The sequence below is a fragment of the Paenibacillus alginolyticus DSM 5050 = NBRC 15375 genome (genome assembly GCF_000422905.1).
GTDB classification, from domain to species: Bacteria; Bacillota; Bacilli; order Paenibacillales; family NBRC-103111; genus Paenibacillus_E; species Paenibacillus_E alginolyticus.
The window spans coordinates 50,218-73,142 of sequence record NZ_AUGY01000035.1; the positions used below are offsets into that span (position 1 = coordinate 50,218).

25 protein-coding genes, 2 tRNA genes and 2 riboswitches are annotated in these 22,925 nt (G+C 46.1%); of the genes, 6 read left to right on the forward strand and 21 right to left on the reverse strand.

Annotation, left to right across the window (positions count from 1 at the left end; all coding sequences use genetic code 11):
• The 9 genes from rpiB to G519_RS0116585 all read right to left on the reverse strand — a co-directional run bounded on the left by rpiB (window position 1) and on the right by G519_RS0116585 (window position 8,137).
• Entirely contained in the window at window positions 1-459 is a 459-nt protein-coding gene (gene rpiB, locus G519_RS0116540) for a ribose 5-phosphate isomerase B (RefSeq protein WP_029195671.1), read from the reverse strand.
• A 103-nt stretch (window positions 460-562) separates the two neighbouring features.
• Window positions 563-643: riboswitch (ZMP/ZTP riboswitch) on the reverse strand.
• Window positions 644-719: 76 nt separating this feature from the next.
• Window positions 720-1,313 (reverse strand): low molecular weight protein arginine phosphatase, encoded by a 594-nt coding sequence (locus tag G519_RS0116545; protein WP_029195672.1) that lies wholly within the window; start codon window positions 1,311-1,313, stop codon window positions 720-722.
• Between the two features lie 120 nt (window positions 1,314-1,433).
• A complete protein-coding gene (locus G519_RS0116550) occupies window positions 1,434-1,994 on the reverse strand; it encodes a manganese efflux pump MntP (protein WP_029195673.1) in 561 nt (186 codons plus the stop codon).
• 64 nt (window positions 1,995-2,058) lie between these two features.
• On the reverse strand, window positions 2,059-3,132 hold the full coding sequence (locus tag G519_RS0116555) for an L-threonylcarbamoyladenylate synthase (RefSeq protein WP_029195674.1): 1,074 nt from the start codon (window positions 3,130-3,132) through the stop codon (window positions 2,059-2,061).
• A gap of 57 nt (window positions 3,133-3,189) precedes the next feature.
• Window positions 3,190-3,912 (reverse strand): stage II sporulation protein R, encoded by a 723-nt coding sequence (gene spoIIR, locus G519_RS0116560; protein WP_029195675.1) that lies wholly within the window; start codon window positions 3,910-3,912, stop codon window positions 3,190-3,192.
• A gap of 316 nt (window positions 3,913-4,228) precedes the next feature.
• Entirely contained in the window at window positions 4,229-5,113 is an 885-nt protein-coding gene (prmC, locus tag G519_RS0116570; RefSeq protein WP_036633176.1) for a peptide chain release factor N(5)-glutamine methyltransferase, read from the reverse strand.
• The gene (gene prfA, locus G519_RS0116575; protein WP_029195677.1) at window positions 5,113-6,189 is read right to left on the reverse strand and encodes a peptide chain release factor 1; all 1,077 of its coding nucleotides are present in this window, start codon (window positions 6,187-6,189) and stop codon (window positions 5,113-5,115) included. The genes prmC and prfA overlap by 1 nt, the downstream gene beginning before the upstream one ends.
• Before the next feature lie 34 nt (window positions 6,190-6,223).
• Window positions 6,224-7,324 carry a redox-regulated ATPase YchF gene (gene ychF, locus G519_RS0116580; RefSeq protein WP_029195678.1) on the reverse strand — a complete coding sequence of 367 codons (1,101 nt, stop codon included), beginning with the start codon at window positions 7,322-7,324 and terminating at the stop codon, window positions 6,224-6,226.
• A gap of 78 nt (window positions 7,325-7,402) precedes the next feature.
• On the reverse strand, window positions 7,403-8,137 hold the full coding sequence (locus G519_RS0116585) for a PilZ domain-containing protein (protein ID WP_051253440.1): 735 nt from the start codon (window positions 8,135-8,137) through the stop codon (window positions 7,403-7,405).
• A 102-nt stretch (window positions 8,138-8,239) separates the two neighbouring features.
• Window positions 8,240-8,327: riboswitch (cyclic di-GMP riboswitch) on the reverse strand.
• 279 nt (window positions 8,328-8,606) lie between these two features.
• Between G519_RS0116585 and tadA the strand changes: the two genes are divergently transcribed.
• Window positions 8,607-9,044: a tRNA adenosine(34) deaminase TadA gene (tadA, locus tag G519_RS0116590; protein WP_244280142.1), complete on the forward strand. Its 438-nt coding sequence runs from the start codon at window positions 8,607-8,609 to the stop codon at window positions 9,042-9,044.
• Window positions 9,045-9,056: 12 nt separating this feature from the next.
• On the opposite strand, the gene G519_RS0116595 is transcribed toward tadA, so the two are convergent.
• The 3 genes from G519_RS0116595 to G519_RS53550 are packed head-to-tail and all read right to left on the reverse strand — an operon-like array spanning window position 9,057 to window position 10,110.
• Entirely contained in the window at window positions 9,057-9,599 is a 543-nt protein-coding gene (locus G519_RS0116595; RefSeq protein ID WP_029195681.1) for a DUF1697 domain-containing protein, read from the reverse strand.
• A 50-nt stretch (window positions 9,600-9,649) separates the two neighbouring features.
• Window positions 9,650-9,979 carry a hypothetical protein gene (locus tag G519_RS51060; protein WP_029195682.1) on the reverse strand — a complete coding sequence of 110 codons (330 nt, stop codon included), beginning with the start codon at window positions 9,977-9,979 and terminating at the stop codon, window positions 9,650-9,652.
• Entirely contained in the window at window positions 9,943-10,110 is a 168-nt protein-coding gene (locus tag G519_RS53550) for a DUF1648 domain-containing protein (RefSeq protein WP_369073742.1), read from the reverse strand. Before G519_RS53550 ends, G519_RS51060 begins: the two co-directional genes overlap by 37 nt.
• 187 nt (window positions 10,111-10,297) lie before the next feature.
• On the opposite strand from G519_RS53550, the gene G519_RS0116605 reads away from it, so the two are divergent.
• Window positions 10,298-10,371, forward strand: a tRNA-Arg gene (locus G519_RS0116605).
• A 234-nt stretch (window positions 10,372-10,605) separates the two neighbouring features.
• Here G519_RS0116605 and G519_RS0116610 read toward each other — a convergent pair.
• The 4 genes from G519_RS0116610 to G519_RS0116625 all read right to left on the reverse strand — a co-directional run bounded on the left by G519_RS0116610 (window position 10,606) and on the right by G519_RS0116625 (window position 16,471).
• Window positions 10,606-12,951 carry a helix-turn-helix domain-containing protein gene (locus tag G519_RS0116610; protein WP_029195683.1) on the reverse strand — a complete coding sequence of 782 codons (2,346 nt, stop codon included), beginning with the start codon at window positions 12,949-12,951 and terminating at the stop codon, window positions 10,606-10,608.
• Window positions 12,952-13,030: 79 nt separating this feature from the next.
• Entirely contained in the window at window positions 13,031-14,560 is a 1,530-nt protein-coding gene (locus G519_RS0116615; protein ID WP_244280138.1) for an extracellular solute-binding protein, read from the reverse strand.
• Between the two features lie 35 nt (window positions 14,561-14,595).
• Entirely contained in the window at window positions 14,596-15,483 is an 888-nt protein-coding gene (locus G519_RS0116620) for a carbohydrate ABC transporter permease (RefSeq protein WP_036633179.1), read from the reverse strand.
• A 22-nt stretch (window positions 15,484-15,505) separates the two neighbouring features.
• The gene (locus tag G519_RS0116625) at window positions 15,506-16,471 is read right to left on the reverse strand and encodes an ABC transporter permease (protein ID WP_051253442.1); all 966 of its coding nucleotides are present in this window, start codon (window positions 16,469-16,471) and stop codon (window positions 15,506-15,508) included.
• Window positions 16,472-16,760: 289 nt separating this feature from the next.
• On the opposite strand from G519_RS0116625, the gene G519_RS0116630 reads away from it, so the two are divergent.
• From G519_RS0116630 to G519_RS43275, 4 genes are all read left to right on the forward strand, one after another.
• The gene (locus tag G519_RS0116630; RefSeq protein ID WP_029195687.1) at window positions 16,761-17,969 is read left to right on the forward strand and encodes an MFS transporter; all 1,209 of its coding nucleotides are present in this window, start codon (window positions 16,761-16,763) and stop codon (window positions 17,967-17,969) included.
• 132 nt (window positions 17,970-18,101) lie between these two features.
• Window positions 18,102-18,632 carry a sigma-70 family RNA polymerase sigma factor gene (locus G519_RS0116635; RefSeq protein ID WP_029195688.1) on the forward strand — a complete coding sequence of 177 codons (531 nt, stop codon included), beginning with the start codon at window positions 18,102-18,104 and terminating at the stop codon, window positions 18,630-18,632.
• On the forward strand, window positions 18,629-19,075 hold the full coding sequence (locus tag G519_RS0116640; protein ID WP_029195689.1) for a hypothetical protein: 447 nt from the start codon (window positions 18,629-18,631) through the stop codon (window positions 19,073-19,075). Before G519_RS0116635 ends, G519_RS0116640 begins: the two co-directional genes overlap by 4 nt.
• 22 nt (window positions 19,076-19,097) lie before the next feature.
• The gene (locus G519_RS43275; protein WP_064743474.1) at window positions 19,098-20,300 is read left to right on the forward strand and encodes a hypothetical protein; all 1,203 of its coding nucleotides are present in this window, start codon (window positions 19,098-19,100) and stop codon (window positions 20,298-20,300) included.
• 269 nt (window positions 20,301-20,569) lie between these two features.
• Here the strand turns inward: G519_RS43275 and G519_RS49030 are convergent, their stop codons facing one another.
• From G519_RS49030 to serS, 5 genes are all read right to left on the reverse strand, one after another.
• Entirely contained in the window at window positions 20,570-20,764 is a 195-nt protein-coding gene (locus G519_RS49030) for a small acid-soluble spore protein P (protein ID WP_084160190.1), read from the reverse strand.
• Window positions 20,739-20,900, reverse strand: a complete 162-nt coding sequence (locus G519_RS51280; protein ID WP_164826780.1) for a hypothetical protein — start codon at window positions 20,898-20,900, stop codon at window positions 20,739-20,741. Before G519_RS51280 ends, G519_RS49030 begins: the two co-directional genes overlap by 26 nt.
• Before the next feature lie 21 nt (window positions 20,901-20,921).
• Window positions 20,922-21,269, reverse strand: a complete 348-nt coding sequence (locus G519_RS0116660) for a hypothetical protein (protein WP_029195690.1) — start codon at window positions 21,267-21,269, stop codon at window positions 20,922-20,924.
• A 128-nt stretch (window positions 21,270-21,397) separates the two neighbouring features.
• Window positions 21,398-21,482, reverse strand: a tRNA-Ser gene (locus G519_RS0116665).
• 76 nt (window positions 21,483-21,558) lie between these two features.
• Window positions 21,559-22,845, reverse strand: coding sequence for a serine--tRNA ligase (gene serS / locus G519_RS0116670; RefSeq protein ID WP_029195691.1), 1,287 nt, complete (start codon window positions 22,843-22,845; stop codon window positions 21,559-21,561).
• Window positions 22,846-22,925 lie beyond the last annotated feature (80 nt).

The following is a 22,925-nucleotide window of genomic DNA, read 5'->3' on the forward strand; positions in this document are numbered from 1 at the left end:
CTATGGGTGCAGTGTGAAACGATCTTCGATACTTTGCACTTTGTTAATGCGATTTTGGTGTCGAACACCTTGAGAAAATTCAGTTTCGAGCCAGATTTTCACGATTTCCTCAGCTACACCCGGTCCAATAACACGTTCCCCTAAGGCAAGTACGTTCGTATCATTGTGCTCACGCGTCGCTTTCGCTGAAAAAAGATCATGTACGAGTGCACAGCGGATGCCCGGAACCTTATTCGCGGCAATCGACATTCCGATACCCGTTCCGCAAATCAAAATACCTTTGTCCGCATCGCCGGATACCACTTGCTCACAAACTTGAAGCGCATAGTCGGGATAATCAACCGAATCTGCACAGCTGCAGCCATAATCGACGACTTGGTGACCTAATGACTCAATAAAAGGAATGATAACATCTTTCAAACGATAGCCTGCATGATCTGCACCTAAGGCAATTTTCATGAATAGAACGCTCCTTTGCTTGTTCGAATTCGACCATCCTATTATATCCCAAAGCTCACCAGAAAACGAAAAAAAGAGCGGACACGCTAGAAAACGCGCGTTGCTCTTTTGCCCAGGCGACCGGCCGTATAGCTCAATGCTCCACTGTGGTTACTCCCACTCGTCGCCAGTTACATTGAGTCTTGATTAGTACCTCTATTTTATCGCATTCTACCCCATGTGTAAAGATGTATCCGCAATTCGTAAATCTCGTACCTGAGTTATTTGGAGCCTTCGTTTCGTGCACGTATTTTCTGAATCAATTTATCTAAACTCCCGCTGATCTCCTCAGCCGTTTGTCGGTAAATCTCTATAGAGCCTCCGAACGGGTCCGAAATGTCAAAGTCAGGAATCGCATGTTCAAGTTTATAAATGCGGCTTCTTTCTTCTACAGATACTGCTTGCGAAAGAGCCTGTTTGAGCTGAAGCTCCGTAACGAGCTGCTCCCTTTCCTCAATCGCCTGTAAAATATGAGCGTCGTCCATGGCGTACTCTTTGAGCGTAAACGTCTTCTCAATCGCCGCCGGAAAACGCTGGATGACCGTACGCTTATGCCCCATCGTCATCGTCAAAATAAGATCAGCCCAATTCACTTCAGACTCTTGGATCGCCAAAGAACTTATGGGCTCCTTGAAACCCGCTTCCTGTAAAAGTGATGCACTATTTCTGGAGATTGGACCGCCCGTCACCGCGGAAACGCCTGCTGAACGAACCTCCGCCGCAAGCCCTTCTTGGTGCACCCTGATACGCAGCAAACCTTCTGCTAATGGACTGCGGCACGTATTTCCTGTACAAACAAATAGAATTCGCAACATGATTCCCTCCTAAGAGCTTTCCGTAGGAAAGCTAACTTCGTAAGCATAAGCTGAGTTTTGCATAGCAAAACTCTAATCATAAGCATAAGCTAAGACGAAAACTTTTACACCCCTATTGTATCATAGTAAAAACTTGATCCCAAAAGTGAGTAAAATAAGCCCGCCAAACGCCTCGCCATACTCACCTACCCAGCCGCTTACCCGCCTGCCAACCAACAAACCGGCAATGGATAACAAACCCCCAAACAGACCAAATATCAGCACGGTCAACACAATATCCGTAGCAAACATACCAAGGGATACACCAACAGAGAATGAATCAATACTGACACTAAGTGAAAAGATCGTCAGGCCCCAAGCTGACCGATGATCAAAAGAAGTCGCTTCTTCTCCACGAATCGAACTATACACCATATGCGATCCCAAAAGTATGAGCAAACATCCCCCAGCCGCTGTAGCGACATTCCCGAGCAGCAATGACACATATTGCCCCATAAACATCCCCATCAAAGGCATGAGAACGTGAAATATACCAATCACGAAGCTAATTTTCATAATATCAATCAAACGAATACCCTTCATCCCTATGCCAATCCCTAAGGAAAAAGCATCCAGGCCCAAAGCAATCGCCATAATAATAATTGTTACCAGCTGCCCAAATTCTACCCCAGATGCGAGCATAGCGCTATCCCCCTTGTCCACGTTTCTCTCTCAAGATATGCGGACAAACAGGGAATCATGCTAGCTAAACACGTACAAGCCGATGACCGGCTGCTTTACGAAGTCGATTCATAATCGCAAGGCCAATCCCCGTTTCTGGACAACCCTCTGCAGCAATATATTGAATGCCTTCTTGATCAAACTGCCTTAACGCAGCGTAAAGATCTTGAGCAATTGTTTCCGGTTGTGATAACAATCCGCAGGCAATTACCAAATCAGCATGGTAACGTGAGGCTCTCTCCTCAAAAGTAAGAATACCCGTTGACTCACCTCGTGTTTTGGCGGCATCAATATCGTGTTGGATCCATTCAGCAACAGCTTCTGCATCTTCGCCTTGAACGATATGCATAAATCCTTTTGGTGCGTAATGTGTATATTTCATCCCAGGAGCACGCGGTGTTTCGGCACCCTGTACCTCTCCCCGCTCTGGCTCATGAATCCGAATAGCAGGCAGTGCCGATTGCAGCTGCTCCGCCGTAACACCGCCAGGACGCAGAATGTAAAGCTCACCGCCAACTAGCTCAATAACGGTCGACTCGACCCCAACCCCAGTTGCACCACCATCCACGATCCCGCCAATCCGGCCATCTAAATCATCTCTGACATGAGAGGCGAGTGTTGGACTAGGTCTGCCTGAGCTATTGGCACTCGGCGCGGCTATGGGTAGCCCCGCTTCACGAAGAAGCTGCAAAGCCACGGGATGATCCGGTATTCGCACACCCACAGTTTTAAGACCAGCGGTTACTAACGGCGAAATGCCACCTGTTTTCACAGGCAGCACTATCGTAAGAGGACCCGGCCAGAAAACCTCCATAAGCTGGCGATGATCTGCCGAAACACGATCCGACAGAATTAAACTTGATAGCTGCTCAACATTCGCAATGTGGACAATAAGCGGGTTATCCGAAGGCCGACCTTTCGCTGTGAAAATCCCTTCAACCGCTGCCGTATTCGTCGCGTCTGCCCCAAGTCCATACACCGTCTCTGTTGGAAAGGCGACTGTTTCACCGCTTCGTAGAAGCTGGGCAGCTTCAGCTAATTCCATGCCTATTTCGGTGCCAATTCCCTGATCCACTTTCCAGTATTTTGTCACGATCATCTATCATCCTAACTTCAAATATAATTCTGATCCTTACATGGGAATGGGCAACTTTCCTTAGCTGAACCACGATACGATCTTCTTTACCATTTCCCAGATAAAAAACTTAACTTGTGGCTGCTTAGCATCACTGTCTTTAACGACAGGGTTAGACTTGTCGGGTTTAACTATTGAAGCAGCTTTACTGACTTTCGTTGCAGGTGTAGGAGAGGATTGCACCTTCCCATCACCCTCTGTTTTCGCTACAACAGCAGCCGATGCTACCGCTTCTCCGGATAAGGAATCCACGAAACATAATGGCGGAAACAACACACACCACCAGTTCTGACCTTCCCCCGTTCCAATTGTCACGCGCAGCGCTTCATATTCTCCCGCCGGGTACACTTCATTTCCGTACATTTTTGTTGGAAAAGGGACTTTACCTAGCTCAACTGTATGTGAATAGCTATAGCCACGTGCTTCAATCATTTGTCCAACAAGAACATCAAACTCGGACAAATGGGCTCTAACCACGGCTCTTGCGTCATCCAACGTTTGCGGCCCAACGACCCACTCCTGCATACGAGCAATAATAGCATCACGAATCTCGCGTTTCAACGCCTGATCCTGCGGCGAATCCGAGTTTGCTAGAATACGTAAGCGAATAGATTCTTCCGGTATCGTAGGCGAAATAACCGCCGCATTCGTACGATTCGATTCCCAACAAGTTATCATAACAATAAGTGCAAAAGCTACTAATAATAAAGATTTATAAGAATGACGATTAGTTCTCTTAACCATGAGGAAAAGCCCCTTTCCCTTCGCTTCTACTAGCCAGTATGGGCAATAAGAGGAGGAGCTAAACCTAGTAATCTATTTAATTTTGTGAAAAATGATAGAGTTGGGTGAGATGGGATCGTTGGGTGGCGTTCAGGCTGAGGAAGGTGGGTTTAGCAGTGAAAAATGCCATGATAGCTCGTCTGTAAGAGTGAAAAACATCGTTAAAGTGACTCTCTTGCTCATATAAGCGACTTTAGCGATGAAAAACACTCTTAGCAGATACCAATACCTAGCTACCATCTAAAATATCACGTTCTTTCCAAAGCTACGAACCCCTCTAGTCTTGCGAACGGATCGCGATCACGTGGCGATCAATGCCCTGCAGATCCGGCACGAATCGGATCTCGTCCCAGTCTGCGGCGGCGCGCAGCATCGCCGCCACAGCCTCCGCCTGCCGAATGCCCACCTCGAACCCGACCACGGTCGGAATTCGCGGGAGCTGCGGCAGCTGCGAGATCATCCGGCGGTACAGGTCGAGTCCCTCGACACCGCCGAACAGAGCCGTGTGCGGCTCGAACAGCCGCACCTCGGGCATCAGCGCCGGAAGGTCGCCATCAGGGATATACGGTGGGTTAGACACCAGTATATCCGGCGCGATCCGGCGCGCAATGAAGGGCTCGAGAAGATCGCCCTCGAGCCACTCCACCCGCGCAGCCACGCCGTGGCGCTGCGCATTCAAGCGAGCCATCTCCAGCGCTGCCGCGGAGATGTCGCTGGCCGCCACGCGCCACGCAGGGCGCGCGTGCGCCACAGTCACCGGGATCGCTCCGCTCCCGGTGCCCACATCCGCAAGCAGCGGAGTGCCTTGCGGGAACAAACGCGAACCCTCGTGGAGCAAAGCTTCCACGAGCAGCTCCGTCTCCGGCCGCGGAATCAGCACGGCCGGGCTAACCGCAAAAGGAAGGCCGAAGAAATCCTGCTCACCGGTAATATACTGCACCGGCTCACCCGCGGCCTTCCGTTCCACGAGCTGGCTCCATTTCTCCGCCAGCTCCACAGGAAACTGTTCCGGAAAACGGAACAGCAGCTCCGTCCGACTGCAGCTGAGCAGGTGCTGCAGCAGCAGTTCCACACAGGAAGCAGCCTCGGCCACACCGAGCTTCCCTAAAAAAGAAGAAGCCTCAACAAAGGCTTCTCTTATACTCTTAGCAGCAGTCGACATCACATTGCCTGCTCCCCGTTATCTAAAGCATCGGACTGCGCTGCAATCGTGAGCGCCGAAACGATCTCTGCCATGTCACCATTAAGCACAGTTTCTAAGCGATGCAAAGTCAAGCCAATACGGTGATCGGTAATGCGGCTTTGCGGGAAGTTATACGTACGAATCCGTTCGGAACGGTCACCCGTACCCACTTTGCTTTTACGCTCGCCCGCATATTTCGCTTCCTCTTCCTCACGCATTTTATCGGAAATACGTGTACGAAGCACGCGCAGTGCTGACTCTTTATTCGAGTTCTGCGATTTACCATCCTGACAAGTCGCTACGATACCCGTAGGTACGTGCGTCACACGCACAGCGGATTTCGTCGTATTAACCGACTGACCGCCCGCTCCACTGGAACAGAATGTATCCACTCGAATATCCGCGTCATGGATGACAATCTCAACATCTTCCGCTTCCGGCATAACCACTACCGTCGACGTTGAGGTATGGATACGTCCGCCTGATTCCGTAACAGGAATTCGTTGTACACGATGCGCGCCACTCTCATACTTCAACTTACTATAAGCGCCTTTACCGGTGATCATGAAAATAATCTCTTTAAACCCGCCCAAATCGTTCACAGAAGCATCGAGAATCTCCGTTCTCCATCCTTGCGCGTCCGCATAGCGTGTATACATACGATACAAATCGCCCGCGAACAAAGCAGCTTCGTCGCCGCCTGCCGCACCGCGAATTTCGACGATTACGTTCTTATCATCATTAGGGTCTTTAGGCATCATGAGCATTCTAAGTTGTTCTTCCAACTTGGCGGACTGCTCGCTAAGCTCTTCAATCTCCATTTTGACCATTTCACGCATTTCATCATCCAGCTTTTCGTTCTGCATCACTTTAGCATCGGCCAGCTGTTCGCTCACACTCTTATATTCGTTATAAGCATCATATGCTTCTTGAAGATCAGATTGCTCTTTCGAGTATTCTCTAAGCTTTTTCGTATCACTCGTAACATCCGGGTCACACAACAGTTCGCTTAATTTATCATAGCGGTCCACAATGGACTGAAGTCGATCCAACATATAGGATCACTCCTTTCTTTACTTTTTTTATGAATTACACATTAAATCTGAAATGCATGACGTCCCCGTCATTCACCACATACTCTTTACCTTCGAGACGCACTTGGCCTTTTTCTTTCGCACCATTCATCGACCCTGCAGTTGCCAAATCATTATAAGAGACGACTTCAGCACGAATAAAACCACGTTCGAAATCGGTATGAATAACTCCAGCCGCCTGAGGAGCTTTCGTTCCTTTGCGGATTGTCCATGCTCTTACTTCCTGCACCCCAGCTGTGAAATACGTGTACAAGCCAAGTTTTCTATACGCTGCTTTAATCAATCTATTCAAGCCGGACTCTTGAAGTCCCAACTCTTCGAGGAACATCGCTTTTTCTTCGTCTTCCAGCTCGGCGATTTCGGATTCAACCTTCGCACTGATCGACACCACTTCGTTGTTTTCGCCCTCAGCAAACTCTTTCACAATTTTCACAAAAGGATTTTCGTCTGCTGTTGCTACTTCATCTTCACTCACGTTTGCCGCATAAAGCACCGGTTTCATGGTCAATAAATGAAGGTCGCGCACGAGAAGCTTCTCATCTTCGCTGAGATCCAGACTGCGTGCCGGTTTATCTGCATAAAGCGCTTCTTTAATACGCTCTAAACACTCCACTTCAGCAACAACCTTCTTGTCGCCGCCTTTGAGGTTTTTGCGCGAACGCTCGATCTTCTTCTCAACCGACTCAATATCGGCCAAAATTAATTCAAGATTAATCGTTTCGATATCGCCGATCGGATCCACTTTACCGGAAACGTGGGTAATATTATCATCTTCAAAACAACGAACAACATGCACAATGGCATCCACTTCACGAATGTGTGCCAAAAATTTATTTCCAAGCCCTTCGCCTTTGCTCGCGCCCTTTACCAAACCCGCAATATCAACGAATTCAAAGGCTGTCGGGACAATGCTCTTAGGCACAACAATCTCTACCAGCTTCTGCAATCTCTCGTCTGGTACTTCAACTACCCCAACATTCGGATCGATCGTACAAAACGGATAATTCGCAGATTCTGCCCCCGCCTGTGTAATTGCATTAAACAATGTCGATTTTCCTACGTTCGGTAGACCGACGATACCTGCTTTCAAAGCCATTGTAGTTACAACTCCTTAATTTTCGAAAATCATCCTTCTTATTATATAGCACTTGGACCTCAAAAAAAAGCCTGAAGGCTATTGATTCGCCGCAGACTTTTTTTCCGTTGCTTTTTTAAATTGCGCTTCCCGCTTCTGTACGAAGTAAGTTTCGATCTGATTGGTAAGGATAAACCCCCTTAAAGCATTGGTTTTTCCCTGCGGTATGTCGATATAACTGGCCCCATAATAAAAACCATTATCAACCTTTTCTTTTCTTACAATTTCCATCGAACAAGGCATCGTAAAGCCCAAATCCAGCTCGACTTCAAGTTGCGAATGCTTTTGAACGATTTTATCAATCATAGCATTATCATTTATGGTAAATCCTAAGCCGTTAATGGATATATTTTTAATTGAGATGCCAAGCGGGTTTTCAAATTGATGTTTATTCCTTTTGTTCATATCCTGAAGCCCGAATAAGAGACCTGTATGTTTCACATCCACACGTGGGAATTCCCGTTTTTCTGCGAATTTCTTCCGATTTTCAGGTGGATTAATGACAATGACGGAGCCGAATTCTTTGGCAACAACGGTTGTATTCATCACAAACAAGCCGGATTTGGTGTAAACCGTCATTTTCGCTTTATCACCAAGTTGAAAAACATCGTATTCCGGTAGTTCCACCTCAATAATGTCTCCGAGTGCATAGGTTAGCACGCCCGTGGCTACGAAATCGTCCTTTCCCAACACAGCCTTACTATCGATCAGCACATCAGCGTCATATCCCTCCTTGCTTCCGTAATATTTCATGACGTTATACCCTTTGGCCATTATAATTAACACCTCTCCCTTTACCCAAGTTGTTCCCTATATAAAAATAGACTGCCCCTTATGTAGGAGCAGCCTATTACCTTAATCAATAAAGTATCGATTTTCGGTAACCAGGCTGCCATAGTTCCAATGGAACCGTAGACCCTCAGCTTTGCGTCCTTGCTTTTCAACAAGTTTGCCATTTTCGAACCTTGCTATCTTATTTCTACCTATCACGTTCTATATGGTCTAAAAGACCTACTAATATCTATCATTATACCTAGCCCAGATGCTATTATCAACAAAATTCCTTGCATCACTGTTCTTTTTGTTGTATGTAATGTAGAAAGATTAAATATCCACAGCTTTTTAAGTTATCCACAAATCTATCCACAGGTTGTTAACAACGGAATGAATGTTCGATTGTTATGCACATGTGGATAAAAATATATTAGCGAGGTGTCCCCCTGTGGATGAACATATCCCATGGATGAAAGAAGCCATTCTCGAGGCTCTCAAAGCTGAAGCCATCCGAGAAGTACCGATTGGAGCGGTCGTTGTCCATCAAGGTCAAATCATTGGCCGCGGCTACAATTTACGTGAAACAACCCTAGATCCTCTCGCGCATGCCGAAATGATCGCCATCAAACAAGCCAGCGAACATCTTGGGGCCTGGCGGCTTTTGGATTGCCAGCTCTATGTCACCCTAGAGCCTTGCCCGATGTGTGCGGGCGCGATTGTGCAATCGCGGATTCCCCAGGTCATCTACGGCACCATTGATCCGAAGGCTGGGTGTGCCGGAACGCTCATGAATTTGCTGCAAGAGGACCGGTTCAATCACCGTGTCGATGTCGTTAGCGGCGTCTTGCAAGAAGAGTGTTCAACGATGCTGACCCAATTTTTCCGTAAATTACGCGGTAAAGCTTAGAAGTTCCTGTATCTAATTTTCCATCGCCGCTGCCAACTCAGCAAGTTTATTCATCGTATTCCAATTGCGTGTTGTCGCCGTATCCCCGAGCTTCTGGATATTGCTCGCAAGTTTAGAATCCAGAACACTTTGGCGAAAGAGGAAATAGATCTCGCGCCCATTGATCTGAAATTCATCCACATCACTTTTCCCTTTGGACAAGATGTCAGAGGTTTGCTGCGGGGGATCTTCCGATAGCACAGAGATTTGGATCGTTTCGCCTTCTAATAAAGCATCCGCTTCATATGGACAAGTCGCAAGAATCTGCGCCAGCTCCTCTATCGTACGCAAAATGACCGAAGGTGAGACGCCTATGGCTTTGCTGATCTCCTGCTCGATACGCTGGCGCAGCGGTTCTACCGCCTCCTCCGACATGAACAAGACATTGCCGCTCTGCAAATACGTTTGCACCTTAGCAAGTCCCGCAGCTTCCAGTGTCTTTTTCAAATCCGCCATCTTGATCTTGTTCTTTCCTCCTACGTTAATACCACGCAGAAAACCAATGTAAACTGTCATTTCGGCATCCTCTTCCCTTGATCAAATATGAGGTATTCATTGAATTAGATTTACTTGAGTTTTATGGATCGGATGACGAAGAAAATAATCGTACCCAGAATGAAAAGCAGTACAATGCTAAATATCCATATATTTAAAGCACCACTATTTCCCCACGCAATTTGGATAAGAGTCCATTCGACAAACCCAAACATCACAACGATCAGCATCTTTAGACAGTGCATAAATAAGCGTGCATTTACATATTGCCGGTTGGCATTTTCATCAGTAATTTTGTAAGGATAATTAAACGTATGGGGGTATTTGCTTAAGACTGTTAAACCTATATATAGGATCAGCGTCATCACTGGCAGCAGAATAAGACTATATTGTTTCCCCAACCATCTTCTTTCCCTTGACCATCAATATGTGTTGGTATTCTTTCTGGTATCAAGGGCCAGACATAGGCTAAATATGCGAAAGTACACAAAATGACTAGGATGGACACTACATCCAGAATGTTTTCCGACATTGTTTTTGAAAGTAGGAGTACAGGTCGTTTTTCCAAAATGACACTTCCTCTCTAATCAAATTAAAGGAAATAAAAGTTAATCCCTAACCTATTCTTCACTTTAAATGAACATTCCTTGTCCTGAAGAAAAACCACTGCCCAAAAGGTTGCACCACGAAATCCTTCGTGCTATTATAATTCTTGCCATGCGCCCGTAGCTCAGCAGGATAGAGCAACAGTTTCCTAAACTGTAGGCCGGATGTTCGAATCATCTCGGGCGCGTATACATTCAAAATTTAAACGCCAGTAACGGTTAATAGCCGCTCTGGCGTTTATTGTTTTTAGTAGTATCCTACCTCTAATTTTCCTCTATTGTTCAGGCAATGATTACTTTTTAAGGCTGCATTCATACTATCTTTAAATTTGTTGATATATTGCTTAGATATCCCTATTCATAATTTTTAAAACGCTAAAGAACCTACCGCTTTCATGAAGGCAGGCTCTTTTTTACATAAGCTACTTTAATTTATCCCTATACTGACCCGGCGTCATATCCTCATACTTTCGGAACAGTCGAATAAAATAAGAAGGCTGATAACCGATTTGCTCTGCGATCTCGTTAACCTTCAAATCCGTGCCGATAAGCAGCTTCTTGGCCTTTTCCATACGCAGCGAAATCAAGTAATCGATAAAGTTCATGCCATTGATTTGCTTGAAAGCTTTACTAAGCGCGTAGGACGTTGTATGGAACGCATCCGCACATTCCTCCAAGGATATATCGCTGTTCATAAATCGCTCCTGTATCCGCTCCGTTACGCGTTCAACTAGTCGCTTCATATGAATGTCTTGATATTCATTAAGCCTCTCGATATAAGGTGAAATCACCTTCTGCCGGAAGAAACGTACCATCTGTTCCGGTTCCCGAAGCTGATTCAACTGCTCGTATAAGTTGTATCCTTCGAATAAATGATGCGGATTAAAGCCCGTTTCGAGCATCGTATGCAGCATACTGCCCAGTACCTGCATGACACCTTCCTGCAGCTGCTTTTCCTTGTTCGATTGACGAACCAATTCCTGAACAAAGCTCTCTATCAGACTTAGCGACTGCTCGCTTTGTCCCATACGAATCGCCTGCATGAGCTCCTTTTCCAATGCAAACGGATAGTTCAAATCCTCATTGGCATTTGGCAGCATTTCCTCCAAATCAAGCACTTGATGATCTGCTTTTAGATCGCGATATCGGATAGCACTCCGTAATAACGACAATAGCTGCGGCAGATCAAGCACTTGAGGAGTCAATCGCCCCATGCCAACGGCTGTCTGCATTTTAAGCAGTGCGCTAATCGTATGCCCCAAATCATCGGCCAGCAAGTAAAGCTCATCTTTGGCCTGTTGTTTCGTCCTATCCATGGGATAGGAGAGAAGAATACCCACTGTCATATCCTGAAAGTTGATAACCTCAGCAGATTGATTTCGTGTCCGAACCATTTCTTGGGCAATATTTGCTGCTGCAAAGGTAACCAACTGCTCCTCACTTTCTAGGAATCTGCCATCCTCCTTCGCAAAACCGGTAATCTGCACCAGCAGCAGAGCGAACCACTTTGATTCCGTTTGCCAGTCGAAGTTTTCCATCCGCCCTCTCAACTCAGACTCGCTTAAGGAATAAAAATGGCCTTGAACCAATTGCAAGAGGAACGCTGATCTTAGTGCAGGGTATGCCTGGTCGAGTTTCAATTCTAGCGCTCTGCTCTCCTGACTTAAATGCTTCCACTCTCTCTCGATAAATGCTAGTTCATCCTCTTGGCTCTCTTGCGTTGTCTTGTGATCTTTAATGACATTCGCCAGCCGCACAATCGGTCGATAAATCCGTTTGGATGCCACCCAAGAGAGCAGAATGGCGATAAGCAGCCCTAGTCCTCCAATGCTGAGCATGCTACTCGACATAAATTCCACGGGTGCTGTAAGTTGAGATAAAGAGGTTGCAGTTACATACTTCCACAAAGTTCCTGTGCGGGTGAATTGACCGTATGCAACAGAGTAAGACTGTCCTTTACGTTCCAGTATGTAAGAGTCGGATTCTGCCGTCCTGCCAATTACACTCTCATGAATGGCTGCCTCTAATTGGGCTTGCTCCTCGTTGACGGTTTTCTGGGAGACGATAATATGTCCATCCTTTGCCATTAGGAAGGAAGCCCCATTGTTATCAGTGGTCATTTCCTCGACCATCTGCACCAGTTTTTCTTTATTCAAATATAAAATAAGCGCACCGTATGGCTCTCCCACATTAGGAAGCTTTTGAACTAAGGCAACCGTATTGGAATATGTCTTCGCATTTGCTTTAGGCAGCGAATCCCACCAAAATACGCCTCGCTTTTGATTCATTAATGTGTGAAAAGTGACCCGCTCCTGCTCATTTTTAATGGGAACGATGCCCTCGTTATCTGAGATGATAATCGGCTCCTGCCGATCCAAGTAGAGCTGCGCCTGATCAATTAACGGGTAGGCTCCCTTCATCACGCCAAGAAAACGATATAAATTTTGCGTCGTGTTGTATTCATCGTTTAAATTCATGTCCCTAAGACGTGCATCCATTCTACTATCCAGTGACCACTGTGTAGCAGCCAATTCCAGCTGGGCCAGATTATCGTTCATGCGGTCCATCGTTTTCTTAAGAAGTGCATCATGATTGCGCATAATTTCCTTCTCGATGTGGGCACGTCCTGTAATATAAGAAGTGTATCCGATGATCGCTGTAGGCAAGCTGGTAATGCATAACACTAAGATCAAGCTTTTACGATAAAAATTGCCCCGGCCGGAACGCTGCGTCCACCAACACCAAACTTGCCTCCATCGAAGCCACATAACCAATCCCTCTCTAACCAAATACCGAAATCCCCCTCGACTGCGCAAAAATTTTGGCGTCGGGGGGGACGGTACTTATTTATTTAGCACTATTTCGTTTCTGGTAAGCGTCATTTAATTCTTGCGTGATTTTCACCATATCCGGGTCTGTTTTCAGCTTGGTTACATAAGCGTCCCATGCGCTCAACGATTCTTTACCCATAATAACCTTGGTCTTCATGTCTTGAATTTTCTTTCTCAGTTCCGTACCTACCTTGGAGTTCGTGTCGGAGTTTAGACCCAGAGCAGGATCTCCAACGCTGATTTTGGCTTTCTCATCAATGATCTTCTTATTGCGCTCTAGGAAGTCATTCGGCATACCTGTCCGATAGGCTCGCAAATATTGATCATATTTCAAGAAAATCTGACCCAAAGCCTGTTGGGCTACGATATCTTTCTTAGCCTGCTCGGTTGGGGTTTTGAAACCATCCTTCTCTGTGTAGTGAACATCCTTCAAGCCAAAGCTAGCCAGATCATAACCTTCTTGTGTAGCGCCGTAATCCATAAATTTCATCAGTTGTTTCACTTTAGCCTCAGGTACAGATTTCGGTATGGCATACATCCCGAAAAATCCGCTGTCTTTATTGGAGTATCCGTTTAGCGATACCAGTGGTATAAAATCAGCTTTCGGGTTTGTTTTACGTAATTCTTCAGTAGGTTCCCAAGCTGCCTCCGCTGTATCCTGAAAGCCACCGCCACGGTTCGCCTTCAATAAGTCCTTAGCCTGTGTATTTTTAAGGACAGCGATATCCTCAGGAATCAACTTTTCTTGATAGGCACGATTCATCCATGTAAGTGCATCCTTTATTTCAGGCAGCACATTGACATTGACCAGCTTGCCGTCTACCAACTTCCAATCGCCATTGACTTTCGTGAAGCTGTTCTGCAACTGACCCATGTAGGACATTCCATTTTGATCGACAAAGCCTATATAGCCAATCGTGTCATTTTTCCCGTTGCCATCCGGATCTTTCTCAACGAATGCTTTCAATACCGTATATAATTCATCCGTTGTCTTAGGAATTTCTAGTTTCAAGGTATCTAGCCAATCCTTACGCAGGTAAGGAAATCCACCGCCATCTGTAGGACGAGCGCGAGGAATACCATAGTTTTTTCCATCGGCTTGTTTGGTATTTTCCCAGGATGCTTTCGGATATAGCATCAAGTTAGGGTAGTCCTTCAACATCGGCGTCAAATCCCAGAATGCGCCTTGTGCTACCATACCGCGTACTTGAGCGCTGAACGGGTCATCCAGCAAGATCAAGTCGGGAATGTCCCCTGAGGCCAATGTTACATTAATTTTATCTCCATAGTTGTTAGGTGACACCCATGTAATTTTCAGCTTCGTGTTCGTTTTCTTCTCGATTTCTTTCACGATGACGTTGTCCGGCCCCGGTGGTTCCGGTGTGTAATACATCGTCATTATACTGATCTCGGTCGGCTTAGCAGAGGGTACAGCGGCTCCGTTACTGCTAACGTGGGAACTCTCGTTGCTACCACAAGCCGCGAGCAGTGAAGAAGCTAAAAGGGTAGAAGCGACGACGCCTATTGTTTTCTTTTTCATAATCATTATTGTACAACCTCCCCAAATTATCATCAATTGAACTATTCTTTAACGGAGCCAACCATGGCTCCTTTGGCAAAATGCTTCTGCAGGAAAGGATACACGAGCAGAATCGGGACCGTCGCAATGACCACCGCAGCCATTTTCAAAGTTTCCGGCGGAATGCGCTGCTCTGACATCATCTCAGCCGCGGCCCCGCCGCCTGCTGCTGTCGAAGCATCAATCAACATATTTTGCAGCAATACTTGGAGCGGCTGCTTCGTAAAATCATTTATGTATAAGAGAGCCGTAAAGAAGGTGTTCCAGTAAGCTACCGCGTAAAATAACCCGAAAGCAGCAAGCGATGGCAACGACAGTGGCAAAATAATTCGATACCATACGCTGATGTCATTGCAACCATCGATTCTAGCTGACTCTTCCAGGCTGGCTGGAATACTGTCGAAAAAGCCTTTCATTAGCAACACATACCAACCACTTGTTAGGACAGGCAAGATAAGCGACCACGTGCTATTAATCAAGTGAAGGTCCCTTACTAACAAATACGGAGGAATAATACCTGGATTAAATAAGGTCGTAAGCAAGATTAACAGCATGATAAACTTGCGGCCCTGCAGTCTTTTGCGGGAAATCGCATAGGATAGACAGGAAGTGACCAATAAGCTGATTGCTGTGCCGACTACGGCTAGAAATACACTGTTTCCTATCGCATGAAGGAAAGCATCCGTAGACATGAGGTATTTGTAGGAAGCCAAGCTCCATTTCGACGGAAACAGCGTCAGTTCACTTGATAAGTAGCTGGACGGATCACTGAATGAAACGACAAAAACGTAGTAAAGCGGAAAGAATGTGACGATACCCAGTATGCCAAGCAGAATGGCGTTCACCGCGTTAAACACGCGATCACTTTTGGTTAAAATGATTGAAGACATCGAGGACTCCTCCTTCCCTTTCTTAGTAGACGCCGTCTTCACCAAATTTCTTGGCGAGCTTGTTCGCTCCAATGACCAACAATAAACCAACGACCGATTTGAACAAACCGACAGCCGTACTGTAGCTGAATTGCCCCTGTTTCACGCCTAAACGATACACATAGGTATCGAATACGTCAGCCACTTCGGACACAGCCCCGTTCATCATCAAGAAGACCTGTTCGAAGCCGACATCCATGATATGACCGATTCTCAAAATTAATAAAATAATAATCACGGAGCGAATGCCTGGTAAGGTAATATGCCACATTTGGCGGAACCTTCCGGCACCATCCATTTTGGCTGCTTCGTATAACTGAGGGTCAATGCTTGCCATAGATGCTAGGAAAATGATCGTTCCCCAACCCGCATCCTTCCAAATGGACTGGGCCGTAAGCATGCCCCAAAAGAAACTTTTATTTGTTAAAAAATCAATTTTTTCAAAGCCTAGGCTGACCAGTATTTGATTGATCACCCCATCCCCCGTCGAAAACAGCAGGAATGTGATGCCCACGATAATAACCCATGATAAAAAATGAGGTAAATAGACGATCGATTGAATGATTTTCTTATAAGCCATGTTTCGTACTTCGTTTAACATTAAAGACAGCAGAATCGGTAACGGAAAGAAGAGAACCAAGGACAAGATGTTGATCGCTAACGTATTGCGAAAGAGCATGAAGAAGTCAGGGTTTGAGAAAAATCGTTGGAAATGCTCCAGTCCCACCCACGGGCTACCCGACATGCCTTGATAAGGAGAATAATTTTGGAAAGAAATGATGATTCCCCACATAGGCACATATTTGAAAATAAGGAAGTAGAGCAGCCCCGGAAGTGCTAAAACGTATAAAAACTTGTCCCGAGCGATGCCTGACCAGACCTGTTTCAATCGACTCGCGCCCACTGTTTTTTTTTTATTCAAGTTACCGGTTTCGTAATCGATTTCCATGCTGAATCCATGCCCCCTCCTCTGTAGTGATGATTTGTGCTAGTCGGTGCTAGCGTTTGGTCCAACAACTGCTTTCAATTTACAAGGCGCACCCATTTCCGGCAATCATCCATTTTTGTTTGAGGAATTACTAGGCATGTAAGGGATAACCAGCCGATTTCCGCTCATTGTCTTATTTTGCAAACATCCAATCATAGCCTTGCTGCAATCGATGTTCTATAATAAAACGATAGATCAATTAGTCCTCATTTCAATCCAAGAACCTAATCCGAAAGGAGCTCCCACTTCGATGACAAGCATCAAAGTTTCATCCTCCTATCGCATTCCGCTCTTCTGTATCGTCACACTGCTGTTCTGGATGTCGATGTATACGAGCGTTCCCATTATGGCGCCTTATGTAGAATTTCTTGGCGGGAACCACCAGTTGGCCGGATGGATTGTCGGCATGTACGGGATCTCCCAAATGCTGCTGCGAATTCCTGTAGGCATCATGTCAGACCGGTTTCATAAGAGAAAGTTATTTATTACCTTTGGCCTGCTGTTCACGGCTCTAACTGGTTTAGGACTGTGGATCACTCATGATTTCACATGGATCCTTATTCTCCGAGCACTAGCAGGCGCAGCCGCGGCAACCTGGGTTGATTTTACCGTATTATTTACGAGTTACTATAAGCATGAAGATTCAACAAAAGCGATCGGAACGATCTCCTTCTTCAATTCACTTGGGCAGGTTTTAGGTATTCTCGGAGCAGGATGGGCGGCAGATTCCTTCGGCTGGGAGGCCGTCTTCATTTTGGGAGCTGTGCTTGGCATGATGGGGATGATTGGATCCCTTTTCCTAGTAGAAAAAGTGGAGCTCGATGCGCCTAAAATTACGATGCGCGGTATCGGTGACGTTGCGACGGACCGAACGCTGCTGTTCGTATCCTTACTCGCTATCTTGTCGCAAGTTCTCATATTCGCAACTGTTTTCGGATTTACCCCCGTTTATGCAACCCAACTTGGAGCTGATAAATTCTCCTTATCGATGCTTTCGTTATTTGCCAACGTACCGGTAGCGTTAGCTTCCTTATTTGGCGGGCGGCGATGGGCTTTCCGGTACGGGGAGAAGCGCATGGTTGTATGGGGCTTTATTCTAATGGGGATATTTACATTTACGATTCCTTTTACGCATCATCTTTGGGTGCTGATGGTTACTCAGGCTTTTGCCGGCTTTGGTCGCGGACTTTCTTTTACCTTACTCATGGGGATGAGTATTAAGCATATGCCTGCGGATAAGCGGGCAACGGCAATGGGATTTTTCCAAGCTATTTATGGACTAGGCATGTTCATTGGACCTGTTCTTATGGGTATAATCGGCGATTGGTTCTCTCTGAATCAGGGATTTATTGTGCTTGGTGTACTTGGCGTTTTGAGCGCACTTCTGTCTCATTGGTTCGTACGTAGTACGCCCTCTAAGCATCAAGCCAAACCTAGCAGTTCTACTGCGGCACTTTAACATGTGGAACGGATCTTGAAGATTCGTTCTTTTTCTTTTTAAAAGCGTGCAGGGGTACGGCTGGCAGCCTTCGTCTATTCATACGGAGAGGAGGAGAAGCATATTCAGGAACAAGCACTCGTAAAGCGCATATTGAATGGCGATGAGGCCGCATTCCGTGAGCTTGTAACCACATATCGTCACTATTTGTTCCAAACGATCTTTGCCATTGTACGCCATGCTAAGGATGCCGAAGATTTATCACAGGATGTTTGGACCCGGATTTATTTCTCCCTCCCTCAGTATCAAATGAAGGGTCTGAAAACCTGGATGACTCGCATCGCGGTGAACCGGGCTATCGATTTCAAACGATCGGCCAGCAGGCGTAGGGAAGAAATGACGGCTGAGATGGAGGGACCCCTCCAATCCTCTGACACTTATCCTTACACGGAGCATGGTGTGGAACAGGAAGTGATGTTGAATGAGACGACTGAGCTCGTGCGTAAGAAGCTTCATCAAATCCCTGCCAACTATCATGAAGTATTAACGGCCTACTATATTCATCATCAGTCGTATCAAGATATTGCCAATGCCCAAGGTGTAACGGTCAAAACGATCGAATCCAAGCTATATAGAGCCAAGCAGTGGCTCCGCAACAATTGGAAGGAGGAGGAATTCTTGTGAACCATTATAAGGAACAAGCGTGGAAGCAATATGTGGAAGAGCGTCTGTCACCCGATCTTTTAAGTGAAATGGAGCTTCATCTGTATCAATGTGATGAATGCTTGACGATATATATGACATGTTTGGAACAAATGGAAACTATACTTCCAGCCATGGAAAGGGATACTCAAGAGTATGTGGATGCTATCATTGCCCGTACGACAGGAACTAAACGCTCATGGTACCACTCAACTATGCTGCATTATGGCATTGCGGCAGCAGCTACTCTCATTCTGGTGGCTACCGGCTTTTTTCACGGAATTTCGCAGGAATTGGAATCTGCTAGTTCGTTCAAACCCAGTAGTTCATTAAACACCTCTTCCTCCCTACAAACAAATAAACCGATATCCGACCAATTATTAAATAAAACTCTGACGTGGCTAGACACGTTGCAAAATAAATAAACACAAGGAGGTTACACCATAAATGCCAAACAAAAGCAGCCTAGTTGCTTTCCTGCTGTCCTTCCTGCCTGGAGCAGGCCATCTATATATGAACCGCCTATTCCGCGGGGTCCTATACGGTGGTGGGGTCTTTGGGTCGTTATTTCTTTTTTTCATGGGAGTAGCTATTTTTCACGCCCCGAAAGATTTCCTGATTCTTCTTGCCTTGCTGGCCGCCTTGATATGGTTTGTGAATATGATTGATATGATTATCTTTCTACTGCGCTCACAGCCCTATCGCTTGCCTGGCTCCTATGGGTCTGAACAGCAAGAGCAGGCTTCCTGGGACGCGAATCCTTATTCCACTCGAATGGCTAGTCAACAAGAAAAAACAAAAATTATGCTGCTCTCCTTCATCCCTGGACTCGGCCATTATCAGCTTGGGTTGATGCATAGAGGTCTTACGGCGATGGTCTCCTTCTTTGGGGTTGCGATATTAGTATTTTTCGTCACCATCATGACGCATAACGAAGGCTTTGCTGCCTTTCTCTTGGCCTTGCCAGTGCTGTGGTTTTACACGATGTTTGATGCTCTGAAGCAACAGGGGAATAAACAAGCGGGGTTAGAGCTCGTAGATCGCAGTATTTTCGAAGACTTCCACTTTGGGGATGACTACGGACGCAAAAACAGGACATTGGCAACAATTATCGCCATTTTTCCAGGTGCAGCTCATTTGTACCTCTCTATGACGAAACGCGGCGTCCAGCTAATGGCGATCTTCCTTTTCTCCATTTATATATTGGATGTACTCCGCTTGTCTCTGTTTTTGTTTTTGATCCCGATTCTCTGGTTTTTTAGCTTTTTTGATGCTTTGCAGAGCATTACGAAGTACGAAAATGGTACCCTAATTGATAAACCAATTATCGAGAATTGGACGGCTTATTCACGACCCATTGGCATGGTTTTGATCTTACTTGGCAGCTACTATGTCTTAAAAGATGTTGTTGTTCAATTTATGTATCAAATTCTACCTAGCGCAAGGAATTACATGTATTTAATTACGAACTTCAGCCAAACTCTCATAGTAGCCCTGCTGCTGATCGGTGGAGGCGTACGTTTATTAATGAACCGTAAACAGCACGTTTCAACGTTTTCGACGTTTACGGATGATGTTCATTCGTCATCGCACCGATCTAATCCAATGCCTCAACAATTTTTAGAAATCGACGAAAAAAAGAACCCCTAAGGGTTCTTTTTTGTCGGTGTTGATGGTTTCTTTAAAACGTGTTACACGTAAACCTTAGGAAAATCTGCTTATAAAACACGGTAAGTGTCTTTGGCACATCCCCTCCAGCCTGATTATAACAGGTAGAAAAGTCCTCTATGCAACGGTTGTTTCCCTTTCGCTAAACGCTCCAACGGAACCACACCTCTCTGCTCACCGACAAAATATAGTATGTCCGGGTCTTCGGTTTTTAAACATTTTGTAAAGATTTTTTTCTAAACAATTCTTATTTAATGCCCGTGTCCCTGGCCTTCCCCATGAGTACCCCTAGAGTGATTCTGATTCTTTACTTTCTTAGATCCTGATAGTGGATTTGGACTATTATTACGATCACTATTCTTTACTGAACCGTTTTCTACCAGACTATCCCCTGCGGAATAAGATTTCTGTTTAGCCATTTTAGTGGTTACCCCTATTCTTGTCATGGTTTAATGCATCTTGATGTCTATGATCATTGACTTGCTGCTGCACTTGCTGAGCCTGATGGCTGTTAACAGGGCTAGCTTCAAAATCTTTCGCTACATTCTGCAAATTTTTATCAACAGCTCTTTGTCTTGTCACTGTGAACTCCTCCTTCGCCCTTTAGGCGTGTGTTACTCTCTGCAAGGCTTGTGCGCATTCATGGATATGGCGAACGTAATCATCCACCAAAGTTTGCACAATTTCGCTGGTCTCATCAATGTGTGTAGTGCCCTGCTGCACATCAGTCAGTTCGACCATTACTTCTCTGTCGTCCACGTAGGTGACTTTAAAATCGATTGTATAGCCCGTATGCCCCGCCGCCATTATATGAACCCTCAGTGCCTGAGGATCGGCCTCATCGGCCCATACACGCGCCTGATCGGTTGGCTGCAGCGTTGTCGGGAGTACCGTCATCCACTCATTTACCAATTCAGCTTGATTAATCGTTGGCTTGTCAGCTTTGCTCATAGGTAACACCTCCACATGTATAAAATGCGGAGCCCACCCGTCTTTTATCCATGTAAAAAAACAACAAAAAAAGCCACACGATTCTTGAAGAATCGCATGACTTCTTGGTTGGGGTATTACCATGGTTACGGAGAGGGTGGGATTCGAACCCACGGAGGCTTGCACCTCGGCGGTTTTCAAGACCGCTGCCTTAAACCACTCGACCACCTCTCCACGATAGGTGTCTCCTAGTGGGGAGACAACCTTGTGCAGTGACAAAAAGCATTGTAGCACAGATCTTATAGGAGAATCAAGTGCTATTTTTTGTAATCACTTTGACGTTGTTCATGTAAGGGATGAGAACCTCAGGAACCACTATTGAACCGTCAGCTTGCTGATAATTTTCGAGAATTGCAGCCACTGTACGACCAAGCGCAAGGCCTGATCCATTCAGCGTATGTACAAATTCCGGCTTCGCCTTCGCATCTCTGCGGAAGCGAATATTCGCTCTGCGAGCTTGGAAGTCTTCGAAGTTACTGCAGCTGGAAATCTCACGGTACGCGCCGCTGTTAGGCAGCCATACTTCCAGATCGTACGTCTTAGCCGACGTAAAGCCGATATCCCCTGTGCAGAGTGATAGCACACGGTAAGGCAGCTTAAGCAGCTGTAGAACGCGCTCAGCATGCCCTGTAAGCTTCTCCAGCTCATCGTAGGAGTCTTCGGGCTTAACTAGCTTAACAAGCTCAATTTTGTTGAATTGGTGCTGTCTGATTAAGCCGCGTGTATCTCTACCTGCAGATCCAGCTTCTGAACGGAAACAGGCACTGAATGCAACGAAATTAACCGGAAGCTGCTCGTTTGTAAGAATATCTTCCCGATGATAATTCGTAACCGGTACTTCCGCTGTCGGAATAAGAAAATAATCCGAATTCTCAATTTTAAACACATCTTCCTCAAACTTAGGAAGCTGCCCTGTTCCCGTCAAGCTCTCACGGTTAACGATATAGGGAGGCAGCATCTCTTCATACCCATGCTCATCGCTGTGCAGGTCCATCATGAAGTTAATCAATGCACGCTCCAGCCTTGCACCTAACCCTTTATAGAAAACGAAACGCGAACCCGTCACCTTCGCCGCAGCTTCGAAATCCAGTATGCCCAGCTCTTGCGCTACTTCCCAGTGCGGCTTCACTTCATAATCGAATTGTGGAATCTCGCCTACTCGGCGCAGTTCCACATTCTCTTCTTCCGTGCGGCCCACAGGAACGCTTGCATGGGGCATATTCGGGATGGAGAGCAAGATCTGCTGTAAGGACTCGTCCAGTACGCGGATCTCGTCATCGAGCTCTTTAATGCGGTCTCCGACGACTTTCATTTCTTGGATCAGCTCATCCGCATTCTCGCCAGATCTTTTGCGCCCAGCTACCTCTTGGGATACCGTATTTCGGCGGTTTTTGAGTTGCTCCGTTTCTTGTAAGAGCTCTCTACGCTTCAAATCTAATTCCGTGAAGCCGTTCAACTCTTCAATTTGTTTACCGCGGTTTTGCATTGCAGCTTGCACAGCTGCCAGATCACTTCGAAGTAACTTTACATCAAACAAGGAGATTCCTCCGTTAGCGCAAAATGGTTAGAATATGGAAGCAAGCACCTTTACCGGCTATAATCCGGTGAGATCAAGGT